We start from the raw sequence: 16,112 nt of genomic DNA, 5'->3' as shown, positions 1-16,112 counted from the left end.
AGTCGGTCAGGCATTGTCCTTCGACGAGATGTTGTTGAGCAGGCTCTGAGCCTGGCGGTCCACCATTCCGGTGATGCCTTGCTGCGACGCTCCGAACAGCAACGAGTAGCCGACTACGTGGGCGCTGGTGGTGACGCTGACCCCGTCCCCGGCGATGCCCGCCTTGACCATCAGCAATCCGGCGACAGCGGTCAATGCGCCGGTGGGAAGTTTGAGCAGCAGCGAGGCCATCGGCACCGCATAAGCCGTCGATGTTCCTTTCATCCGGCGGATTGCGACCGCACCGACAAGGCTGGCGCTCACCAGGCCCAGAAGCTCGGCGATCGCGACGTCGGCACGGGGTGTCGACGTGCCGGTCGAGACCAGACCGAACGTGTCAGGCCGTAGGGCGCCGACAACCCCGAAACAGATGGCCAACAATCCCAACACCGCCGTCGCGCCCAGCAGGATGTTGCGGAAGCTGCGTAGTCGCATGCTCTCGCTGTCGGAGGCGGCATGTACCGCCCTGGCACTGTGCGCCAAAACTTCCCGATCGTGTTCGGTCCACTTCGAATGCCCCAGAATTTCGCGGATCGCCACGACCGATTGATCCGTGTCGCCGATCAATTCCTTTCCGGTGGAGACGATTTCGGGCAGCCGGGCGCGGACCACTCCGGGTGTCGCCAGCCGGATGACCGCGATGTCCACGGCGTGAATCCGGAGCCAGGTGGCTTCCACGGCGGCCCCGTTGAGCAGCCCTCGCACCGTGCGTGGCGCGTTGACGATCTCGATGGCCTCCACGAGTCGCCGCCGGGCGTCGAGGTAACGCGGGTCGTGGCCATGGTCGGCGGCGAGCTCGTCGAGGTCGACTTCGAGATCGGCGAGCCGGCCCCGGGCGACCTCACGCCACACCGACAGCGGCCGGTGGCGCAAGGTATCCCGGAGTGAGGAACCGGTTGGTCGGTTACCGGCAGTCGCCTTCGCGGCGCCGGCGAGCGTGAGAGTCCGGCGGTCGCCCACGGCCGAGTGCTGTGTGGTCAACGCGGTCATGTCCACGTCTCATTCGTCATCGTCATCACCGTCCGGCAACTGAACTGACAGGTCGGGCATTCACAGCATCGCCGGATCCGGTGGGCGTGGTCACGCGTAGCGCACTACCTCAAGTCCGATTCCGCGACTTGAGGTAGCCCGCTACGCGCGACCGCCACTGTCCCTGGCTCCGACACTGAGCCGATCGACGCCTCAAACAATCAGAAAGGCACGGACAGATGAAGAACTACACCGTGACACTCGGGGACACCTTGTTCGGGATCGCCGAGCGCGAATATGGCGATGGCGGTCTCTATCCCGTGATCGCCGAACAGAATCACCTCAGCAATCCGGCCCTGATCGACATCGGGCAGGAGCTGCTGATCCCGTACGTCACCTATCGGTACCTGTTCACCGCCGATGACGGTCCGGCTGTCCGGCAACAGCTCACGCAGTCCTTCTATGGGACACAGAGCACGGCCATCCAGTTCATCTGGGAAGTGGTCAACGGAGTGGCGCAGCGAGAGATCCATCGCGGCACGTGGTTGCTGCTGCCCGACCTGACCAACGTCGGACACCACACGGTAGCCGCAGGGGAGACCTTCGCGGGATTGGCCGGCCGCTGGTACGGCGATGATCACCTCGCGGCCGTCGTCGCCAACGTCAACAATCTCGACGCGTCCATCGATCCGACACCGGGCCAGGTCCTGATCGTTCCGGGCCTGAACCGTCGTAGACACATCGCCGGTGACACCCTCGAATCACTGTGCGTCGAGGAGTACGGAGACCACGATGTGAAGACTCGGGCAGCAGTTGCCGCCGCGGCCAACTACATCAGCCGCCCGGACACCTTGTTCTCGGGCCAGGTGGTGAACTTCCCGTTGTGAACACCGCGGTCTGACCGAGAGTGGTTGTTTGCCAGGCGATCCCGTGTCGCCCCGATTTCGAGGGGCCGTGATCTTTCGGTGCCCAACTTGTGACAGCAACGTGGTGACGTAGAAACGCTTTGCGGTTGCCGAGCGTGCACAGGATCCGGTACCAATCTTCAGGTGTGGGTGGGAAGGGCGAAACGATGACCGGGTTTGGGACAGAAGATGTTCCGGGGCACTGGCTGACCGCGGCAGAAATCGCCCGGGCGTCGCAGCTGCGTGAGGACCTGGTCGAGCGGTTCCTCCCGGCGGGACAACCGCAAACGAATCTCTACGGACGCGATCTCGTGTCGGTCGCGCGGTTCGTCAAGGCACTCACGGATCTGGGAACGCCGACCGCGGCTGTCGAAGTGGCTGTCACCGAGCTACAGGCACGGCCGGACGCAGCCTTCAACGTGGCGCTCGGCGCCGGCGGGGGTGCCGGCCGCCGGCAGGTCAGCGCCAGGATGCCCGGTGCGCGGATGTGGAAAGCGATCGGTGCGACCACCGCCGTCGCGTTGCTCGTCGGTGGCGTCGTGGCGGTCACCATCTCCGGCGACGATGAGCAGCAGACCGCGGGGCCACCCCCGTCCACGGCGAAACCTGTTCCCGCCGAAGTCGTTGCGTCGACTGTGACCGATGAGCCCGGCGGCAAGCCTGCGCAGGCATTTGCCGCTGCCAAGCCGGATCCGGTCTGTGCGCAGTGGCAGCGGTCCAGCGCCGGGTACGACGGCAAGCAGCAGGCCTGGGTCAAGACCGATCATCGGATTCCGGCCGCGCGCTGGTCGCGCAAGCAACGGTCGGTGACGATGTCGGTCATCCCGCTTCTGCATCAGGAAGCCGCCGAATTGCGCCGCTTGGCCGACAAGGCCTCGGATCCGCTGTTGGCCGGTCTGTTGCGGGCGCAGTCGCGGTACACGGACACCTACGCTGCCAAGCTGCCGAAGTTCGAGCCGCCCGACCAAGCGGACTGGACCGCGGCCACCGCGATGGACGGCGCAGTGAAAGCAGTTTGCTCCACACCACGTTGAGCATCCTGATTCCGGATTCTGGTGGGGCACTAGGGGATGAGTGCCCCACCAGAGTCGGTTGTCTACATCGGAACCCAACGATCGAGGAACCAGAAGCCCCAGCCGCGGCCGTCACCGGAGGGCATCGGGGTCACCCGTTGGCCGTTCCATTCGAAGGGTTGATGATCGCGACGGCCCTCGTCGATGCCGCGGCCGTGCCAGTCGTCGGGCCTGGCGCCGCGGTCGTCGTGCCGGTCACACTGCGGCGCGCCCGGGCGGTCGCAACCAGGGCCCGGGTCGGCGCCGGCGGTACCGATGCCGAGGCCCAGTAGCCCAGCCATGCCGATTCCTGCCGCCATCGCCGATATGCCCACGGATCTCTTGAAACCCATTGCTCTACTCCGTTTCTGACCAGTGCGACGACGGTGCCGCACGGAGAGCAAAGCTATTTCGGAGGGTTGTGTTTGCCCTGTGCTGATGATTGGTAGGCGCTGTGCGGTCGGTAACGGGATGAAAACTTCGTGGATTCAACGATATTGAGCGCTGACAGCCGACTATCAGATTCGGGACGGCAGCCCACGTTCACCAGGTCAGGTTGTGCTTTTCGAAGTGGCGGGCCAGGGCCTCCATGTATTCGTCGCCGTGGAACGGCCCGCGAGCGCCGATCGCCTTCTCCAGGAAGGGGCCGTACTCCTCGTCGTTGACGTAGGTCGACCAATGGGTGATCTGGCCGTCCTCGTTCGTGTCGATGAAGCTGATCGAGTAGAAGCCCATCGTCTCGCCGTCGGCCGTCGTACCTTCCCAGCGGTAGCGCATGACGAGGCCGTTCTCTGCCGGCCAGAACTTGTGGTCGACGGGCTTCCAGTCCGGGAAGACCACCGAGTAGGCCTTGGCCTCGACGGTGGCCGCGACGTCGAAGGACGTCGCCACATCTTTGAGGACGAGTTCCTGTCCGGCTACGAAGTAGGGCGAGGTGTACACGGCATCGTCGGTGAACTCCCACTCGTCATAGGACTCGCCTTCCTGGACCTTCCGCAGTACGTATTTGTCCCGGTAGCTCTCGGCCATACGGCGGTGTTTGGCGATGCGATCGACCAGATCCATTGCGGTCCTTTTCCGTTGAAGGAGCGGTGAGGGCAGGCCAGCGACTCATGTGGCGTGGCGCACACGATTAATATACAGAGCTGTATCGCAGATTCAATGATGAATTTCTTGTGCCCTAGCTGCCGGTCAGGAAGCCCAGCACGGTCTGCTCGAAGGCTTCTTTCGCCTCGATCATGGCCCAGTGCCCGCAGTTGGGGAACACGTGCAGTTCGGCGTTGGGGATCGTCCGCATCGGGATCAGGGCCATGTCGAGGGGGCTGACCCGATCATCTCGGCCCCAGGTCAGCAGCGTTGGGGCGGCCACCTTGTGCATCTGCGCCCAGGGCATCGGGGCGTCGGATGACCGCATGGCGGCCATCATTCCCGCGAAGGCCGCCTTGCCGTACATCCGTTTGGCAGCGGCGAGCGTCTCGGGGTCGGTCGCCAACTCCCAGCGCTGTTCGATCAACTCGTCGGTCACCAGCGCCGGGTCGTAGACCATTGAGTTCAACCAGTCGATCAGGCGTTGGCGGGTCGGGTCTTCGGTGAACTCCTGAAGCAGCCGGATGCCCTCGCTGGGTCCCGGGCTGAACACGTTGGTTCCGATTCCGCCGATGGTGACGAGCTTGCCGATGCGGTCAGGTTGGCGGATGGCGAAGTTGATCCCGACGCCACCGCCCATGGAATTGCCGACGATGTGGACGCGGTCGATGGCGAGGGCATCCACAAACGGCCCCACCACCCCCTGCGCGGTGACCATGGGGTGGCCGCCGATATCGTCGGTGACCCCGAATCCCGGGAATTCCAGTATGAGGCAACGAAATTGCCGCGAGAACGTCGGCAGGATTCCCTGGAAGTTGCGCCAGCCGGTGACCCCGGGACCCGAGCCGTGTAGGAACAGCAGCGTCGGTCCCTCACCAGTGTCGTAATACCGCAGGACTCCGGCGGGTGTGTCGATCTGCTTCAGTTCCAACTGGGTCATGCCGACCAACCTACGGGCTTCGGAGCGTCGCGCCGTTGGCAGTCTCGTCTCACGGAACATGATCTGAATACGACTCCGTCACCGCGGGAAACCCCACGGTGACGGAGGACGTACTCCGGTCAGAACGTCGGCACGAACACTCCGTTCATCCAGACGCCCCAGTGCTGCCAGCCCTGATCCCAGACCTGAGGATTGCCGGCACCCCACATCGGCGGAGCCGGTGTACGCGGCGCCCAGGCAGGCGGCGGAGCGGGATTAGGCCCGCCGGGGATGGTCATTGCCACCATCGGTTGATTCGGCATCGGTGCCGGGGTCGCACCCGCAGTGGCCGCACTCAGGCCGGCGGCGCCAGCCGCCAGTCCACCTGCGACAGCCGGGCCGGCGATAATCCTGGTGATATTCATAGCCGTAGACCTCCAATCCGTATGCGGATGAATCTCGCGGACACATTGGCTATCCGGTCTGTGCGAGCCCTGAACCTGATCTCATTCGCTCAATGGTCGTCGGTCACGGAGCAACAGGGCGCTGAGCGCACCGCCACAGAGCCCCACCGCACCAGAGGTGAGAAGGGCGGCCACCACTACACCTGTTGTCGGGCCGCTGCCGGTGTGTGCTGACTGGCTGATGGTGCCGCACAATGCGATACCGATGGTCAGACCGAGTTGGCGCGCGGCATTGGCAGCCGCGGCCGCTACTCCCGCCCGCGCCGGCGGGACCGAAGTCGCCGCAACTGCGGGAAGCACAGGGGATACGATCGCCGCCCCGATGCCGGTGACGATCAGCATCGCGATCAGGGAGGTCCAATCCGGGCGAAGCAGAAGTCCGGCACCGGCCAGGCAGGCCAGACCGGTCAGTACGGTCCCACCGCCGAGTACCCAGCTGCGCGGTGCATGGTGCAAGCGCGCGCTGAATGCGAGCGAAACGAGAACGAACGCAGCAAGTTGCACTGTCAGCACCAGGGCAGCCTGCAGTGGCGCCATGCCGGCGCTGGACTGCAACCATCGGGACAGGACCGGCAGTGCGGCGAAAGCAGCGAAGTAGTAGGCGAATCCGGCGATGAGGACGGCGAGGAAACCACGGGTGGCGAAAAGGTCCGGAGGCAGCGTCGGATTCGCGGCGCGGCGTTGGACCCGGACGAAAATCCAGATCGCGGCGAGGCTCACCGCGGCGGCACCGATGGTTCCGGGTGAAGTCCACCCGGACTCGCCGGCATTGATCACCGCGTAGGTCGCCCCCGTCATCATCGTGGTGATGAGTGCCAATCCGGGGACATCGAGTTGTACGGTCGCGTGATGGTCACGCGAAAGCGACCGCTTGCCGGTGATCACTGCAGCCGCACAGATCGGCAGCGCCGCCAGATACAACCAACGCCACGTGACGAATTGGGTTGCCGCTCCGCCGGCAATGGTCCCCACGGTGCTGCCGATCCCGGCCACTGCACCCCACACGGCGAACGCGATCCCACGCGTCCGGGCGTGGTAGTGCTGGGTCAACAATGGGACGGCGGTACCGAAGATCGCGGCACCGCCCACGCCCTGAATGGCCCGCGCCGCAACAAGCACCGCGCCGCTGGTTGCCGTCGCACAAGCCGCCGATGCAACCCCGAAGATGATCAGCCCGATCAAGAACAACCGGCGATGACCCAGCCGGTCCCCGAGCGTGCCCATCGCCATTACGAGCGCCGCCAGCGCGAGGGTGTAGACGTCGATGATCCATTGGGCTACCGCGAATCCGGCGCCGAGCCGGCCCGCGATGGACTCGGCGCTGACCGTCACGACAGTCGTGAACGCCAGCAGTAGGAAAGTCGCGAGACAGCAGGTCACCAAGGGGCGCCAATCGGTGTCTCGATCGCCTGCGGCATCGTGGACGGGAATGGAGTTGGGAGAGGTCGACGGCATGATCCGACCCTGCTGTAATGGTCTTGTGCATGTAAACCATTACGTCGAGCCGTTGCTGCGGAATGCGCTCGATCTGGTCAATCGCCCGGCCACGACGCCGGGTGATCTGGAACGGCGTTGGACAGGTCTGGGCATGCCGATCCACTGTCGCGTCACGCGCGCCGACCTCCAACAGGTGGGCGATTTTCTCGAGCGCTGGACGGACGTCATCGATGCCGGCACCGAGGAGAACCGGGTGCTCATCCTCAACGAGTTGCTGGCTCGCTTCGCCACCGGTCCGTCGATCACCGATCATGACGGCAGTGGTTGGCATCTGCATTACCGCGACGCTGACGCGGGCTTCGCCGCCACGCTGGCCGGCGCCACAAGCGCTGCCGCAGCCCACTTTCTCACTGAACGCGGGATGCAACGTATCCGCCGATGCGCACTGGATGACTGCGCCACGGCATTCGTCGACTTCACCCGACCCGGCACGCAGAAGTATTGCAGTCACGGCTGCGCCAACCGTGACGCCGTCAGGCGGCACCGAGCCAGGTCCAACCGCATTTCGGGACGTCGCTGAAACCTGTTCTGGCGCAACCACTCCCGCGGCTACCCCAATTGACGGCCGATCGGTCCTTTTCGGGCGGCGCGATTCACTCCCGGTTCGTATATTGGTTGGTGAGGGATTGATCCGTAACTTGGGGCAGCACGGGGAGATCGTAGATGTGACTTCGTCACCGGCACCGGCCTCACGCCCACCTACCGGCGTGACGGCAGACACTGTCGGTGTCGGTCTCGGTGCCCACCGCAGGCTACGGCTGCACCTGCTGCTGGCCGTGGTGGTGCTGACCCTCGCGGGCAGTACGGCGGCACTGCTCGTTGATCACGACACGGGCCGGATCGGTCATGAGCCGGTGCTGATGAGTCTGATCGCGGTGTCACTGGCCGCGACGATTCTGCTGCACGGTCTGCTCCTCGGACGCCCGATGACCGTGGCCCACGGCGCCACCGCGGCAGCCGCAGTGATGCTGGGGGCGTTTGCGCTGGTGATCGGGCACCCGGCGGACGGGTGGATCTGCCTCGTGCTCGCAGCGGCGATGTTGGTCAGGCCGAGACCATCGAAATCACAGCCAGGCGCTCTGCCCGCGGTGTCAACGCTGGTCGACCGGACCACGCGCGATCCACTGGCGCCGTTTGCGATGTGTTCGGACAAGAGCTACGTGTTCTCTGCGGACGCCACAGCCGTCCTGGCCTACCGCGCCCTGGCTGGTATGGCGGTGGTCAGCGGCGATCCGATCGGAAACCGGGCCCGCTATGAGGAAGTGGTTGCCGCGTTTGCGGCCCTGTGCCGGGCGCGGGGTTGGCGCATTGTGGTGTTGGGAGCCTCGGAACATCGGTTGATGTTGTGGCGTGACCGAGCCGTGACGGGCGGCAGATTGCGGGCCATTCCGATCGGGCGTGACGTCGTGGTGGAAGTCAACGACTTCGACCTCCGGGGCCGGCGCCGCCGCAATCTCAGGCAGGCGGTCCAGCGGACTCACAACGCCGGTGTCAGCACCGAGGTGGTCGCCGAATCCGACATCGACGGTGTGTTGCGGGCAGAACTTCTCGACGTGATGCGGCAGTCGGGAAAGGCCGTCACGGCCGAGCGTGGATTCTCCATGATGCTCGGCGGCACGTTGTCCGGCCGATATCCCGGTGTGTGGCTGATCTACGGACGCGATCGTGCCGGTCGGATTCAGGCATTTCAACGTTATGTGAGTGCCGGTGGTGGCACCGAGCTGAGCCTGGACCTGCCGTGGCGCCGGTCGGGCGCACCAAACGGGATCGACGAGCGACTGACCGTGGACATGATCAGGTGGGCGGCGTCGCACAAGGGTGAGCGCGTGTCGCTGGCCTTCGCGCCGTTCCCCGAGCTCTTCAGCGATGAGCGCAGCGGTGAGGTCACCGTGCGCGCGCTGCGGGCCCTCGCGCACGTCGGCGACCGGCTCATCAAGCTGGAGTCGCTGTATCGGTACGTCCGCAAGTTCGATGCCATGGCGGAGCGGCGGTACGTGTTGTTGCCACTGGTCGATGTCATTCCGGCGGCGGCCGCATTGCTGACCTTGGAACTCACTCCACACCGTTCGACCCATTTGACCAGCGCATTTCGGTAGCTTCGGCGCCGGTATGCTGAATCGAGATGTTGTCGCGCGTGTTCTCCAGCCTGCTACGGGTCCGAGTGACCCTGAGTTACGCGACGGCACTTTTCGTGATCGCGTCGCTGCTGCTGATCCTGGGACCCCAGACGCAGGACCGGGTGGTCGGCCATCTGAGCACCAACCTCGAGAACCTCGGGCGGGGCCATCTGGGAACACTCCTCGGCAGCGCCTTCGTCACTGCTGAGGGATACACGTATCTGCTACTCCCGGGCCTGGTGTGCCTGCTCGCATTGGCCGAGCTGCTCTGGCGCGGCAGGCGGTTGATCCAGGCGTTCGCCCTCGGCCATCTGGGTGCCACCCTGATCGTCGCCGCGGGACTGGCCGCCGCGATCAAACTCGGCTGGCTGCCCATCTCGGTCGCGCACGCCAACGATGTCGGGCTGAGCTACGGCGCCCTCGCAGTCCTCGGCACCTTGACCGCTGCGATACCCATGAGGTGGCGCCCGGCATGGATCGGCGGTTGGGTGACCACCGCGTTGGTGGTCGCGGCCGCGGGGGCGGATTTCACCGCCATCGGCCACGCTGTCGCGTTGATCCTCGGAATTCTGCTGTCGATCCGGTTCCGGTCTGATTCGCATTGGACGCCGCCCCGGCTGTCATTGCTGGCAATCGGTATCGGATTCGGGCTCCTGATGCTCGTCGGTGTATCGCCATCCGTGACGCCGATCGCGCTGCCAGCGGGTATTGCCGCCGCACTGCTTGTCACGTGGGCCCAGCGTCGGGTTGCCGGGTCTCAGAGCAGCACGGCAAGCCTGACTACAGTGTCCGCATGACGCTGCACGCCGACGCCGCCCATCCCGATCTGGTCACGGTCGAGGTGCCGACGCACTGGTACAACCTTCCGGCCGAGCTCGATCAGCCGATCCCGCCGCACCTTCACCCGGGCACCAAGGAACCGGTCGCCCCGGACGACCTTGCAGCGCTGTTTCCGAGCGGGCTGATCGCGCAGGAAGTGTCCACCGAGCCGTACATCGCGATCCCGGATGCCGTGCGTGAGATCTACTCGATGTGGCGACCGTCCCCGTTGATCCGGGCCCGGCGGTTCGAGCAGGAACTCAATACGGGTGCCCACATCTACGTCAAGTACGAAGGCGTCAGTCCGGTCGGTAGCCACAAGACCAATTCGGCTGTGGCACAAGCCTATTACAACAGCATCGACGGGGTCCGGAAGCTGACCACCGAGACCGGCGCCGGGCAGTGGGGTAGCGCGCTGTCGTTCGCCGGGGCCCAGTTCGGCCTGGAGGTCGAGGTCTGGCAGGTCCGTGCGTCCTACGAGTCGAAGCCGTACCGCGGTCATCTGATCCGGACGTACGGCGGCACCGTGCACTCAAGCCCCTCGAATCTCACCGCGTCCGGGCGCGCGATCCTGGCGGCGACCCCCGACACCACCGGCAGCCTGGGAATGGCGGTCAGTGAGGCCGTCGAGGTGGCGGCCGGCGATCCCGACACGCGCTACGCGCTGGGCAGCGTGCTGAATCACGTGGTGCTGCATCAGAGCGTGATCGGTCAGGAGGCCGTGGCGCAGCTCGCCGCCGTCGAGCCGAACGGGGCCGACGTCGTCTTCGGCTGCGCCGGTGGCGGTTCCAACCTTGCCGGGCTCGCATTCCCGTTCCTGCGCGAGAAGATCCATGGCCGGTCGAACCCGAAGGTCGTGGCGGCCGAGCCGGCGGCGTGCCCGTCGATCACGCAGGGGGAGTACCGCTACGACCACGGTGACGTGGCAGGCCTGACCCCGCTGCTCAAGATGCACACGCTTGGAATGGATTTCGTGCCCGACCCCATCCATGCCGGTGGTCTGCGTTACCACGGGATGGCGCCGGCACTCAGCCACACCGTCGAACTGGGACTGGTCGAGGGCATCGCGGTCGGGCAGCACGACGCGTTCTCGGCGGGGGTGCTGTTCGCGCGGACCCAGGGCATCGTCCCGGCACCGGAAGCCACCCACGCGATCGCCGCCGCTGCCCGGCACGTCGCCGATGACCCGACCGAGCAGGTGGTCGTCATCGGGCTGTCCGGTCACGGCCAACTCGACCTGCCGGCGTATGCGGAGTTCCTCGACGGGAATTTCTGACGGGGCCGGCCCCTTCATATCTGAACTCGACCTGAATTGGTCATGAAACTCATATGCGGCTAATTATGCGTCGCATATGAGTTTCGTCCTGGACCCGTATTCGCAACTAGGCTCGATGTTAGACGCCTCAGGAATACGGGGTCGGCTTATCGACTGGCCGGAAAGGGAATTGGATGACGAAGAATCTGTTCGTGAAGACCGTCGCCGTTGCCTCGGTTGCGACTGCACTCGGGTTTGCCGCATCTGCGCCGGCACATGCGGCACCCAGTGGTCAGACCTCCGCACAGGCGACCATCAGCGACCTCGAAGCGCAGGGTTTTCGCGTGATCCTCAACAAGGTGGGCAATGCACCCATCGATCAATGCACCGTGACTGCGGTGCGGCAGGGCACCGACGTCAAACACTCGTGGGTGCAGCGCGGGCCGACGGGCAATGTGAACAATCTAGTGCGCTATACGACTGCATACGTCGACCTCATGTGTAATCGCTGAATTTCTTTCCAAGGTCGACAATCAATTACTGGCGTTTAATTCAGCCAATTCGCGAGCCCATTTCGGCACCGCCGGAAGCACCGAGCCCACCGCAAATCGAGGCGGCGGGCTCGGTGCCCCGCGTTGATCACATCTGCCAGTCCTGGGCGCCGTCCGGCTGGTTGTAGAGGCCGACGGAGTTCTTGACCACGACAGGGTCGCCGCTGCCGAAGTGGTCGAAGAACCACTGGGCGTTGGCGGGGCTGAGGTTGGGGCAGCCGTGGCTGACATTGCGTTTGCCTTGATCGGCGACCGACCAGGGTGCGCTGTGCGCGAAGATTCCGGTGTTGCTGAGACGGACGGCGTTCTGAACCTTGAGCTTGTAGCCCTCGGCGGAATTCACCGGGACCCCGTACGTCGACGAGTCCATGATGATGTCGGAGAACTTCTCCAGTACGTAGTAGGTCCCGTTGGGGGTTTCGTAGCCAGGCTTACCCAGCGATACCGGAAACGTCTTCTCCAGCTCGCCGTTACGGTGGATCTGCATCTGATGGGTGCTGTCGTCGATCGTGGCAACCAGTGAATCACCGACGCGGAAACTGGAATTCGTACCGGCGGCATCGATGTTCACCACGGTCCCTGCCGGCCAGAAATCGATTGGACGCCAACGCACCTGAGTATTGCTCATCCAGTAGAACTTTCCGGGCACCGGAGGGTTGGACGAGATGTGGATGGCATCCTCGGCCAGCTGGCGGTCTGCGATCGGCCGTGGGAACGTGATGGAGATCGGCTTGGCGACACCGACCGTGGCTCCGTTTGCCGGATTGAATGCCGGTGGCAGGAACGGCGGTTCGCCGGTGAAGGGCAAGGGGTTCTGCCCTGCCGGGGTACCGACAGTAGCGGCCGCGCCGAAGGGGGCGGGCCACAGCATCTGGGGCGCGAGGTGAGGTGCCGGTTCGACGGGTGGTGGGGGTCCCGCCGGCTCCGCCAGTGCGGAAGTGCCGGTCACGCTTGATGCGGTGACCATGACGGTCGCCGCGATCGCGGTGATCCACAGGTAGCTGGTGCGGTGCTGCACGAGGCCTCCATCGACGAGGTGTCCTTGATGACCACGTCCGCTCGGGCGGATTCATGGTTGCGCGACCAGTCTACTAGCTACGTACGGGGATAGTAGATCGTGGCAGCGAGCGGGCGGCCGATCGCAAGCGCGAGGTACCCGCCGAAAGTGGTTATTTGCCACTACTTTTGTGAAAAATTTACCGAGTACAGCGCGCCGACGACTGCGATGACCTGCGTGATCATCCCGTACGTAGGTGTCACATACGCGATAAATACGTAGAAAATAGCGTAGCGCTTTGCGTTCGATATGAGTTTCGGTTCCTACGACAACCTTGGTGTGTCACCGCTGAGGCGCAGTTCTTCAACAAACCTTCACATAACCCATACCGATTCACTGTTCTCCGGTGGTCAGGTGGTGGCAGAGCACCCACGCACCTGTCACGTAAGACCACTGGAGCCCCGACCATGCCCGACACCACCAGCCTGCCGCGTCTGAGCCGCCGGGGATTCCTCGTGGCCACGGCCGCCTTGAGCGCGACGGCCATCGCGGCGTGTCAACGTGACGCGGGCGCCACCTCGACCGCAGCGACTTCCCGGGATGCGATCGCCGCGGCCGAGGCTCGCCGCCCGCACAGTGGCCGCACCGTGTCGACCACTGTGACCGCACAGCGCGCACGGGTCGATCTCGGTGGTCGGGTCGCCGAAACCATCGCCTACACCGACGTTGTGCCCGGGCCGCTGTTGCGGGCGTCGGTCGGCGATGAGCTGGAGGTCACGGTGCGCAACAGGCTCGGCCGTGCCACCTCGGCGCATTGGCACGGTCTGGCGCTCCGCAATGACATGGACGGGGCGGCACCGGCCACCCCGGACATCCCCGACGGGGGTGATTTCACGTACCGGTTCTCGGCGCCTCATCCCGGAACCTACTGGGCACACCCGCATACCGGACTGGACGCCGATACCGGCCTGTACTTCCCGGTGATCATCGATGATCCCGACGACCCGGGCCGATATGACGCCGAATGGGTGGTGATGCTCGACGATTGGACCGATGGCGTCGGTGAAAGCCCTGCCCAGATCTACGACCGCTTGCGCAAGCCGTCGGGCGGGAGACACGACATGCCCGGCATGGGTGGCATGCCGGGCATGACCGGGCACGAAGCGATGGGACCCGCGGGTGGTCGCGAAAGTTCGGCCCTCGGGGGCGATGCCGGCGACGTCGACTACCCGATGTACGTCGCCAATGGTCGAAACGCTCAGAACCCCAACAGCTTCCGGGTGCGACCCGGCCAACGAGTGCGGATCCGGTTGATCAACGCCGGCTCCGATACGGCATTCCGCGTCGCATTGGCCGGGCACCGCATGACCGTCACCCACACCGACGGTTTCCCGGTGGTCCCCACCGAGGTGGATGCGGTACTGCTGGGGATGGGCGAGCGCTATGACGTGGTGGTCACCGCAGGGGACGGGGTGTTTCCCCTCGTTGCGGCCGCCGAGGGGAAGAATGCGTCCACGCGGGCCTTGCTGATCACCGCCGATGGCTCGACCCCGCCGCCGGACTACGCGCCGCCGGAGTTGCGGGGACGGCTCGGCACGGTCAATGTGTTCACCGCAACTCCGGAGGCCACGTTCGACTCCAAGCCGGTCGATGTCGAGCTGCCCGTCGAGCTGGGTGGCTCGATGGCGACCTACACGTGGACCATCAATGGCCGCAACTTCGCCGAAGCGCAGCCGCTGACCGTGCGCGAAGGGCAACGGGTGGCAATGACATTCCGGAACTCGTCGATGATGTGGCATCCGATGCATCTGCACGGCCACACCTTTCAGGTCATGGGTGCAGACGGTCGGCCCGGCGCCCGTAAGGACACCCTGATCGTGTTGCCGATGCAGCAGGTGCGCGTGGTGTTCGCCGCTGACAATCCCGGTGCCTGGATGCTCCACTGCCACAACACATACCACCAGGATGCGGGGATGATGACCCGTGTCGACTACGCCGGCTGAACTTAGGCCAGTACTACGTACGAGCCTATGTAGTAGGTACGGCCACCGCGTCGAGCCGGCTGCGGCGCCCCGGCGCGAGGTACGCTCGCATCACCGATCTTGGAGGGGTGCTGTGCGCGTACGAGGATTCGGCGAACTCGAAGCCGACATCATGGACCGCATCTGGAATCGCGGTCCCGCGGCGGTCACTGTGCGCGAGGTGTTCGATGAGCTCGTCGAAGAGCGCCGGATCGCGTACACCACCGTCATGTCGACGATGGACAATCTGCACACGAAGGGCTGGCTGGAACGCGACCGCGACGGCCGGGCCTACCGGTACTGGCCGAGGTTGAACCGCGAGCAGCACACCGCTCAGTTGATGCGCGAGGCCCTCGACGGTGGCGGCCGTTCGGATCTGGTGCTCAGCTACTTCATCGAGCAGATCGACCCGCAGGATTCCGATCGACTGCGCGCCGCGCTACGCACGTTGGCCAGACGATCGACGAGGGCGAAAAAGCGGTGAACGTCGCCGCGGGTCTGCTGATCTACAGCGTGGCGATGATGGTGCTGGCGCCGACGCTGCTCAGCGCCCTCACCCGCGGCGGGTCCGCCCCCCGATTCGGTGTGGCGGCATGGTTGACGGCCGTCGTCAGCGTCTTGGCCACCTGGATCGTCATTCCGGTGTTGGTCATCCTCGGCGTGGTTTTCCACGGCGGCCGGCGCTCATCATTCCTGGCGTCATGTGTGGAGTTCCTCTGCGACATCGCGGCCGGGCGCGCGGGCATCGCGGCGCAAGCGGCGGTGATGGTCGGGGCGGTCGCGCTGGTCGTGGCGCTGGTCGGCGTCGGGATCAAAGCCCTGCGCACCATTCGACGGCTGCGCGCCCATGCCCACGGTCACGCCCAGGCGGTCCGTCTGGTGGGACGTCCGACCGATCAGCGCGACGTCTTCATCGTCGACACCGGTGAGCGCACTGCGTACTGCGTGGCGGGGGAGCCTCCGGCGATCGTGGTCACCACCGGGGCGATCGCCGCACTGGGCAGCGACGAGCTGCAGGCCGTACTGGCCCACGAACGGGCGCATCTCGACGGACGTCATCCGAAGATCGTGACCGCGATGCGCGGGCTGGCGATGGTCTTTCCACGGGTACGGCTGATGACCCGGGGCGCCGCCGATGTCGGTCGGCTCCTGGAAATGTGCGCCGACGACGTCGCGGTGCGCCGCCACGGGCAGCACACGCTTCTGTCCGGGCTCATGGCACTCGCCGGAGCCACGCCGGCCCAGGCCCTCGGCGCCGCCGACGTGGCCTTGCTGAACCGGGCTGAGCGCCTTGCTCTTCCGCCGGCGCCGTGGATCCGGGTCGGGGCCGGGGCCGGCCTCTTCGGGGCGATGGCAGTGATCGCCCTGGCTCCGGTCGCGACGTTCGTGTTGGGGGCATCGGGCCTGGTCTGTCGCTGAGG

General features: G+C 65.3%; 17 protein-coding genes. 10 read left to right on the top strand and 7 right to left on the bottom strand.

All coding sequences use genetic code 11. From position 1 onward, the window contains the following. Positions 1-6 precede the first annotated feature (6 nt). Positions 7-1,029: a hypothetical protein gene (locus AB0876_RS11190; protein ID WP_526042001.1), complete on the bottom strand. Its 1,023-nt coding sequence runs from the start codon at positions 1,027-1,029 to the stop codon at positions 7-9. Between the two features lie 218 nt (positions 1,030-1,247). Here AB0876_RS11190 and AB0876_RS11185 point away from each other — a divergent pair, with 218 nt between their 5' ends. Together AB0876_RS11185 and AB0876_RS11180 are read left to right on the top strand one after the other, a co-directional pair. Next, positions 1,248-1,895, top strand: coding sequence for a LysM peptidoglycan-binding domain-containing protein (locus tag AB0876_RS11185; protein WP_526042000.1), 648 nt, complete (start codon positions 1,248-1,250; stop codon positions 1,893-1,895). A 185-nt stretch (positions 1,896-2,080) separates the two neighbouring features. After that, positions 2,081-2,947, top strand: a complete 867-nt coding sequence (locus tag AB0876_RS11180) for an ESX-1 system-associated protein (RefSeq protein WP_526041999.1) — start codon at positions 2,081-2,083, stop codon at positions 2,945-2,947. 62 nt (positions 2,948-3,009) lie between these two features. Here AB0876_RS11180 and AB0876_RS11175 read toward each other — a convergent pair whose 3' ends face one another. The 5 genes from AB0876_RS11175 to AB0876_RS11155 form a co-directional block, all read right to left on the bottom strand. Beyond that, positions 3,010-3,318 (bottom strand): hypothetical protein, encoded by a 309-nt coding sequence (locus tag AB0876_RS11175; protein ID WP_055114037.1) that lies wholly within the window; start codon positions 3,316-3,318, stop codon positions 3,010-3,012. Positions 3,319-3,508: 190 nt separating this feature from the next. Continuing rightward, complete coding sequence (locus tag AB0876_RS11170) at positions 3,509-4,030, bottom strand: nuclear transport factor 2-like protein (protein ID WP_064881473.1); 522 nt, start codon at positions 4,028-4,030, stop codon at positions 3,509-3,511. A gap of 115 nt (positions 4,031-4,145) precedes the next feature. Continuing rightward, entirely contained in the window at positions 4,146-4,991 is an 846-nt protein-coding gene (locus AB0876_RS11165; RefSeq protein WP_526041998.1) for an alpha/beta fold hydrolase, read from the bottom strand. 119 nt (positions 4,992-5,110) lie between these two features. Further along, positions 5,111-5,395, bottom strand: a complete 285-nt coding sequence (locus tag AB0876_RS11160) for a hypothetical protein (protein WP_526041997.1) — start codon at positions 5,393-5,395, stop codon at positions 5,111-5,113. Between the two features lie 81 nt (positions 5,396-5,476). Then, positions 5,477-6,889 (bottom strand): MFS transporter, encoded by a 1,413-nt coding sequence (locus AB0876_RS11155; RefSeq protein WP_526041996.1) that lies wholly within the window; start codon positions 6,887-6,889, stop codon positions 5,477-5,479. Positions 6,890-6,914: 25 nt separating this feature from the next. On the opposite strand from AB0876_RS11155, the gene AB0876_RS11150 reads away from it, so the two are divergent. The 5 genes from AB0876_RS11150 to AB0876_RS11130 all read left to right on the top strand — a co-directional run bounded on the left by AB0876_RS11150 (position 6,915) and on the right by AB0876_RS11130 (position 11,634). After that, positions 6,915-7,451, top strand: a complete 537-nt coding sequence (locus AB0876_RS11150) for a CGNR zinc finger domain-containing protein (protein WP_491839244.1) — start codon at positions 6,915-6,917, stop codon at positions 7,449-7,451. A 187-nt stretch (positions 7,452-7,638) separates the two neighbouring features. Then, positions 7,639-9,027, top strand: coding sequence for a phosphatidylglycerol lysyltransferase domain-containing protein (locus AB0876_RS11145; RefSeq protein ID WP_526041995.1), 1,389 nt, complete (start codon positions 7,639-7,641; stop codon positions 9,025-9,027). A gap of 29 nt (positions 9,028-9,056) precedes the next feature. Continuing rightward, the gene (locus tag AB0876_RS11140; RefSeq protein WP_526042332.1) at positions 9,057-9,845 is read left to right on the top strand and encodes a rhomboid-like protein; all 789 of its coding nucleotides are present in this window, start codon (positions 9,057-9,059) and stop codon (positions 9,843-9,845) included. Beyond that, a complete protein-coding gene (locus AB0876_RS11135; RefSeq protein WP_526041994.1) occupies positions 9,842-11,143 on the top strand; it encodes a TrpB-like pyridoxal phosphate-dependent enzyme in 1,302 nt (433 codons plus the stop codon). The genes AB0876_RS11140 and AB0876_RS11135 overlap by 4 nt, the downstream gene beginning before the upstream one ends. Before the next feature lie 191 nt (positions 11,144-11,334). Continuing rightward, the gene (locus tag AB0876_RS11130) at positions 11,335-11,634 is read left to right on the top strand and encodes a hypothetical protein (RefSeq protein WP_491839248.1); all 300 of its coding nucleotides are present in this window, start codon (positions 11,335-11,337) and stop codon (positions 11,632-11,634) included. 127 nt (positions 11,635-11,761) lie between these two features. Here AB0876_RS11130 and AB0876_RS11125 read toward each other — a convergent pair whose 3' ends face one another. Beyond that, positions 11,762-12,640, bottom strand: a complete 879-nt coding sequence (locus AB0876_RS11125) for a L,D-transpeptidase (protein ID WP_526042331.1) — start codon at positions 12,638-12,640, stop codon at positions 11,762-11,764. 497 nt (positions 12,641-13,137) lie between these two features. On the opposite strand from AB0876_RS11125, the gene AB0876_RS11120 reads away from it, so the two are divergent. The 3 genes from AB0876_RS11120 to AB0876_RS11110 all read left to right on the top strand — a co-directional run bounded on the left by AB0876_RS11120 (position 13,138) and on the right by AB0876_RS11110 (position 16,110). Beyond that, the gene (locus AB0876_RS11120; protein WP_526041993.1) at positions 13,138-14,673 is read left to right on the top strand and encodes a multicopper oxidase family protein; all 1,536 of its coding nucleotides are present in this window, start codon (positions 13,138-13,140) and stop codon (positions 14,671-14,673) included. 112 nt (positions 14,674-14,785) lie between these two features. Next, positions 14,786-15,175 (top strand): BlaI/MecI/CopY family transcriptional regulator, encoded by a 390-nt coding sequence (locus tag AB0876_RS11115; protein WP_064881457.1) that lies wholly within the window; start codon positions 14,786-14,788, stop codon positions 15,173-15,175. Then, a complete protein-coding gene (locus AB0876_RS11110; RefSeq protein ID WP_526041992.1) occupies positions 15,172-16,110 on the top strand; it encodes a M56 family metallopeptidase in 939 nt (312 codons plus the stop codon). Before AB0876_RS11115 ends, AB0876_RS11110 begins: the two co-directional genes overlap by 4 nt. Positions 16,111-16,112: the final 2 nt, after the last annotated feature.

The sequence above is a fragment of the Mycobacterium sp. NPDC049093 genome, from assembly GCF_040704635.1.
Lineage (GTDB): Bacteria > Actinomycetota > Actinomycetes > Mycobacteriales > Mycobacteriaceae > Mycobacterium.
Note: the sequence above shows the minus strand (reverse complement) of the source record. Positions and strands in the feature narration are given on the sequence as shown.

Coding starts and splice junctions, on each gene's coding strand:
- AB0876_RS11190 (WP_526042001.1), bottom strand. CDS start 1,029: ATGACCGCGTTGACCACACAGCACTCGGCCGTGGGCGACCGCCGGACT.
- AB0876_RS11185 (WP_526042000.1), top strand. CDS start 1,248: ATGAAGAACTACACCGTGACACTCGGGGACACCTTGTTCGGGATCGCC.
- AB0876_RS11180 (WP_526041999.1), top strand. CDS start 2,081: ATGACCGGGTTTGGGACAGAAGATGTTCCGGGGCACTGGCTGACCGCG.
- AB0876_RS11175 (WP_055114037.1), bottom strand. CDS start 3,318: ATGGGTTTCAAGAGATCCGTGGGCATATCGGCGATGGCGGCAGGAATC.
- AB0876_RS11170 (WP_064881473.1), bottom strand. CDS start 4,030: ATGGATCTGGTCGATCGCATCGCCAAACACCGCCGTATGGCCGAGAGC.
- AB0876_RS11165 (WP_526041998.1), bottom strand. CDS start 4,991: ATGACCCAGTTGGAACTGAAGCAGATCGACACACCCGCCGGAGTCCTG.
- AB0876_RS11160 (WP_526041997.1), bottom strand. CDS start 5,395: ATGAATATCACCAGGATTATCGCCGGCCCGGCTGTCGCAGGTGGACTG.
- AB0876_RS11155 (WP_526041996.1), bottom strand. CDS start 6,889: ATGCCGTCGACCTCTCCCAACTCCATTCCCGTCCACGATGCCGCAGGC.
- AB0876_RS11135 (WP_526041994.1), top strand. CDS start 9,842: ATGACGCTGCACGCCGACGCCGCCCATCCCGATCTGGTCACGGTCGAG.
- AB0876_RS11125 (WP_526042331.1), bottom strand. CDS start 12,640: ATGGTCACCGCATCAAGCGTGACCGGCACTTCCGCACTGGCGGAGCCG.
- AB0876_RS11120 (WP_526041993.1), top strand. CDS start 13,138: ATGCCCGACACCACCAGCCTGCCGCGTCTGAGCCGCCGGGGATTCCTC.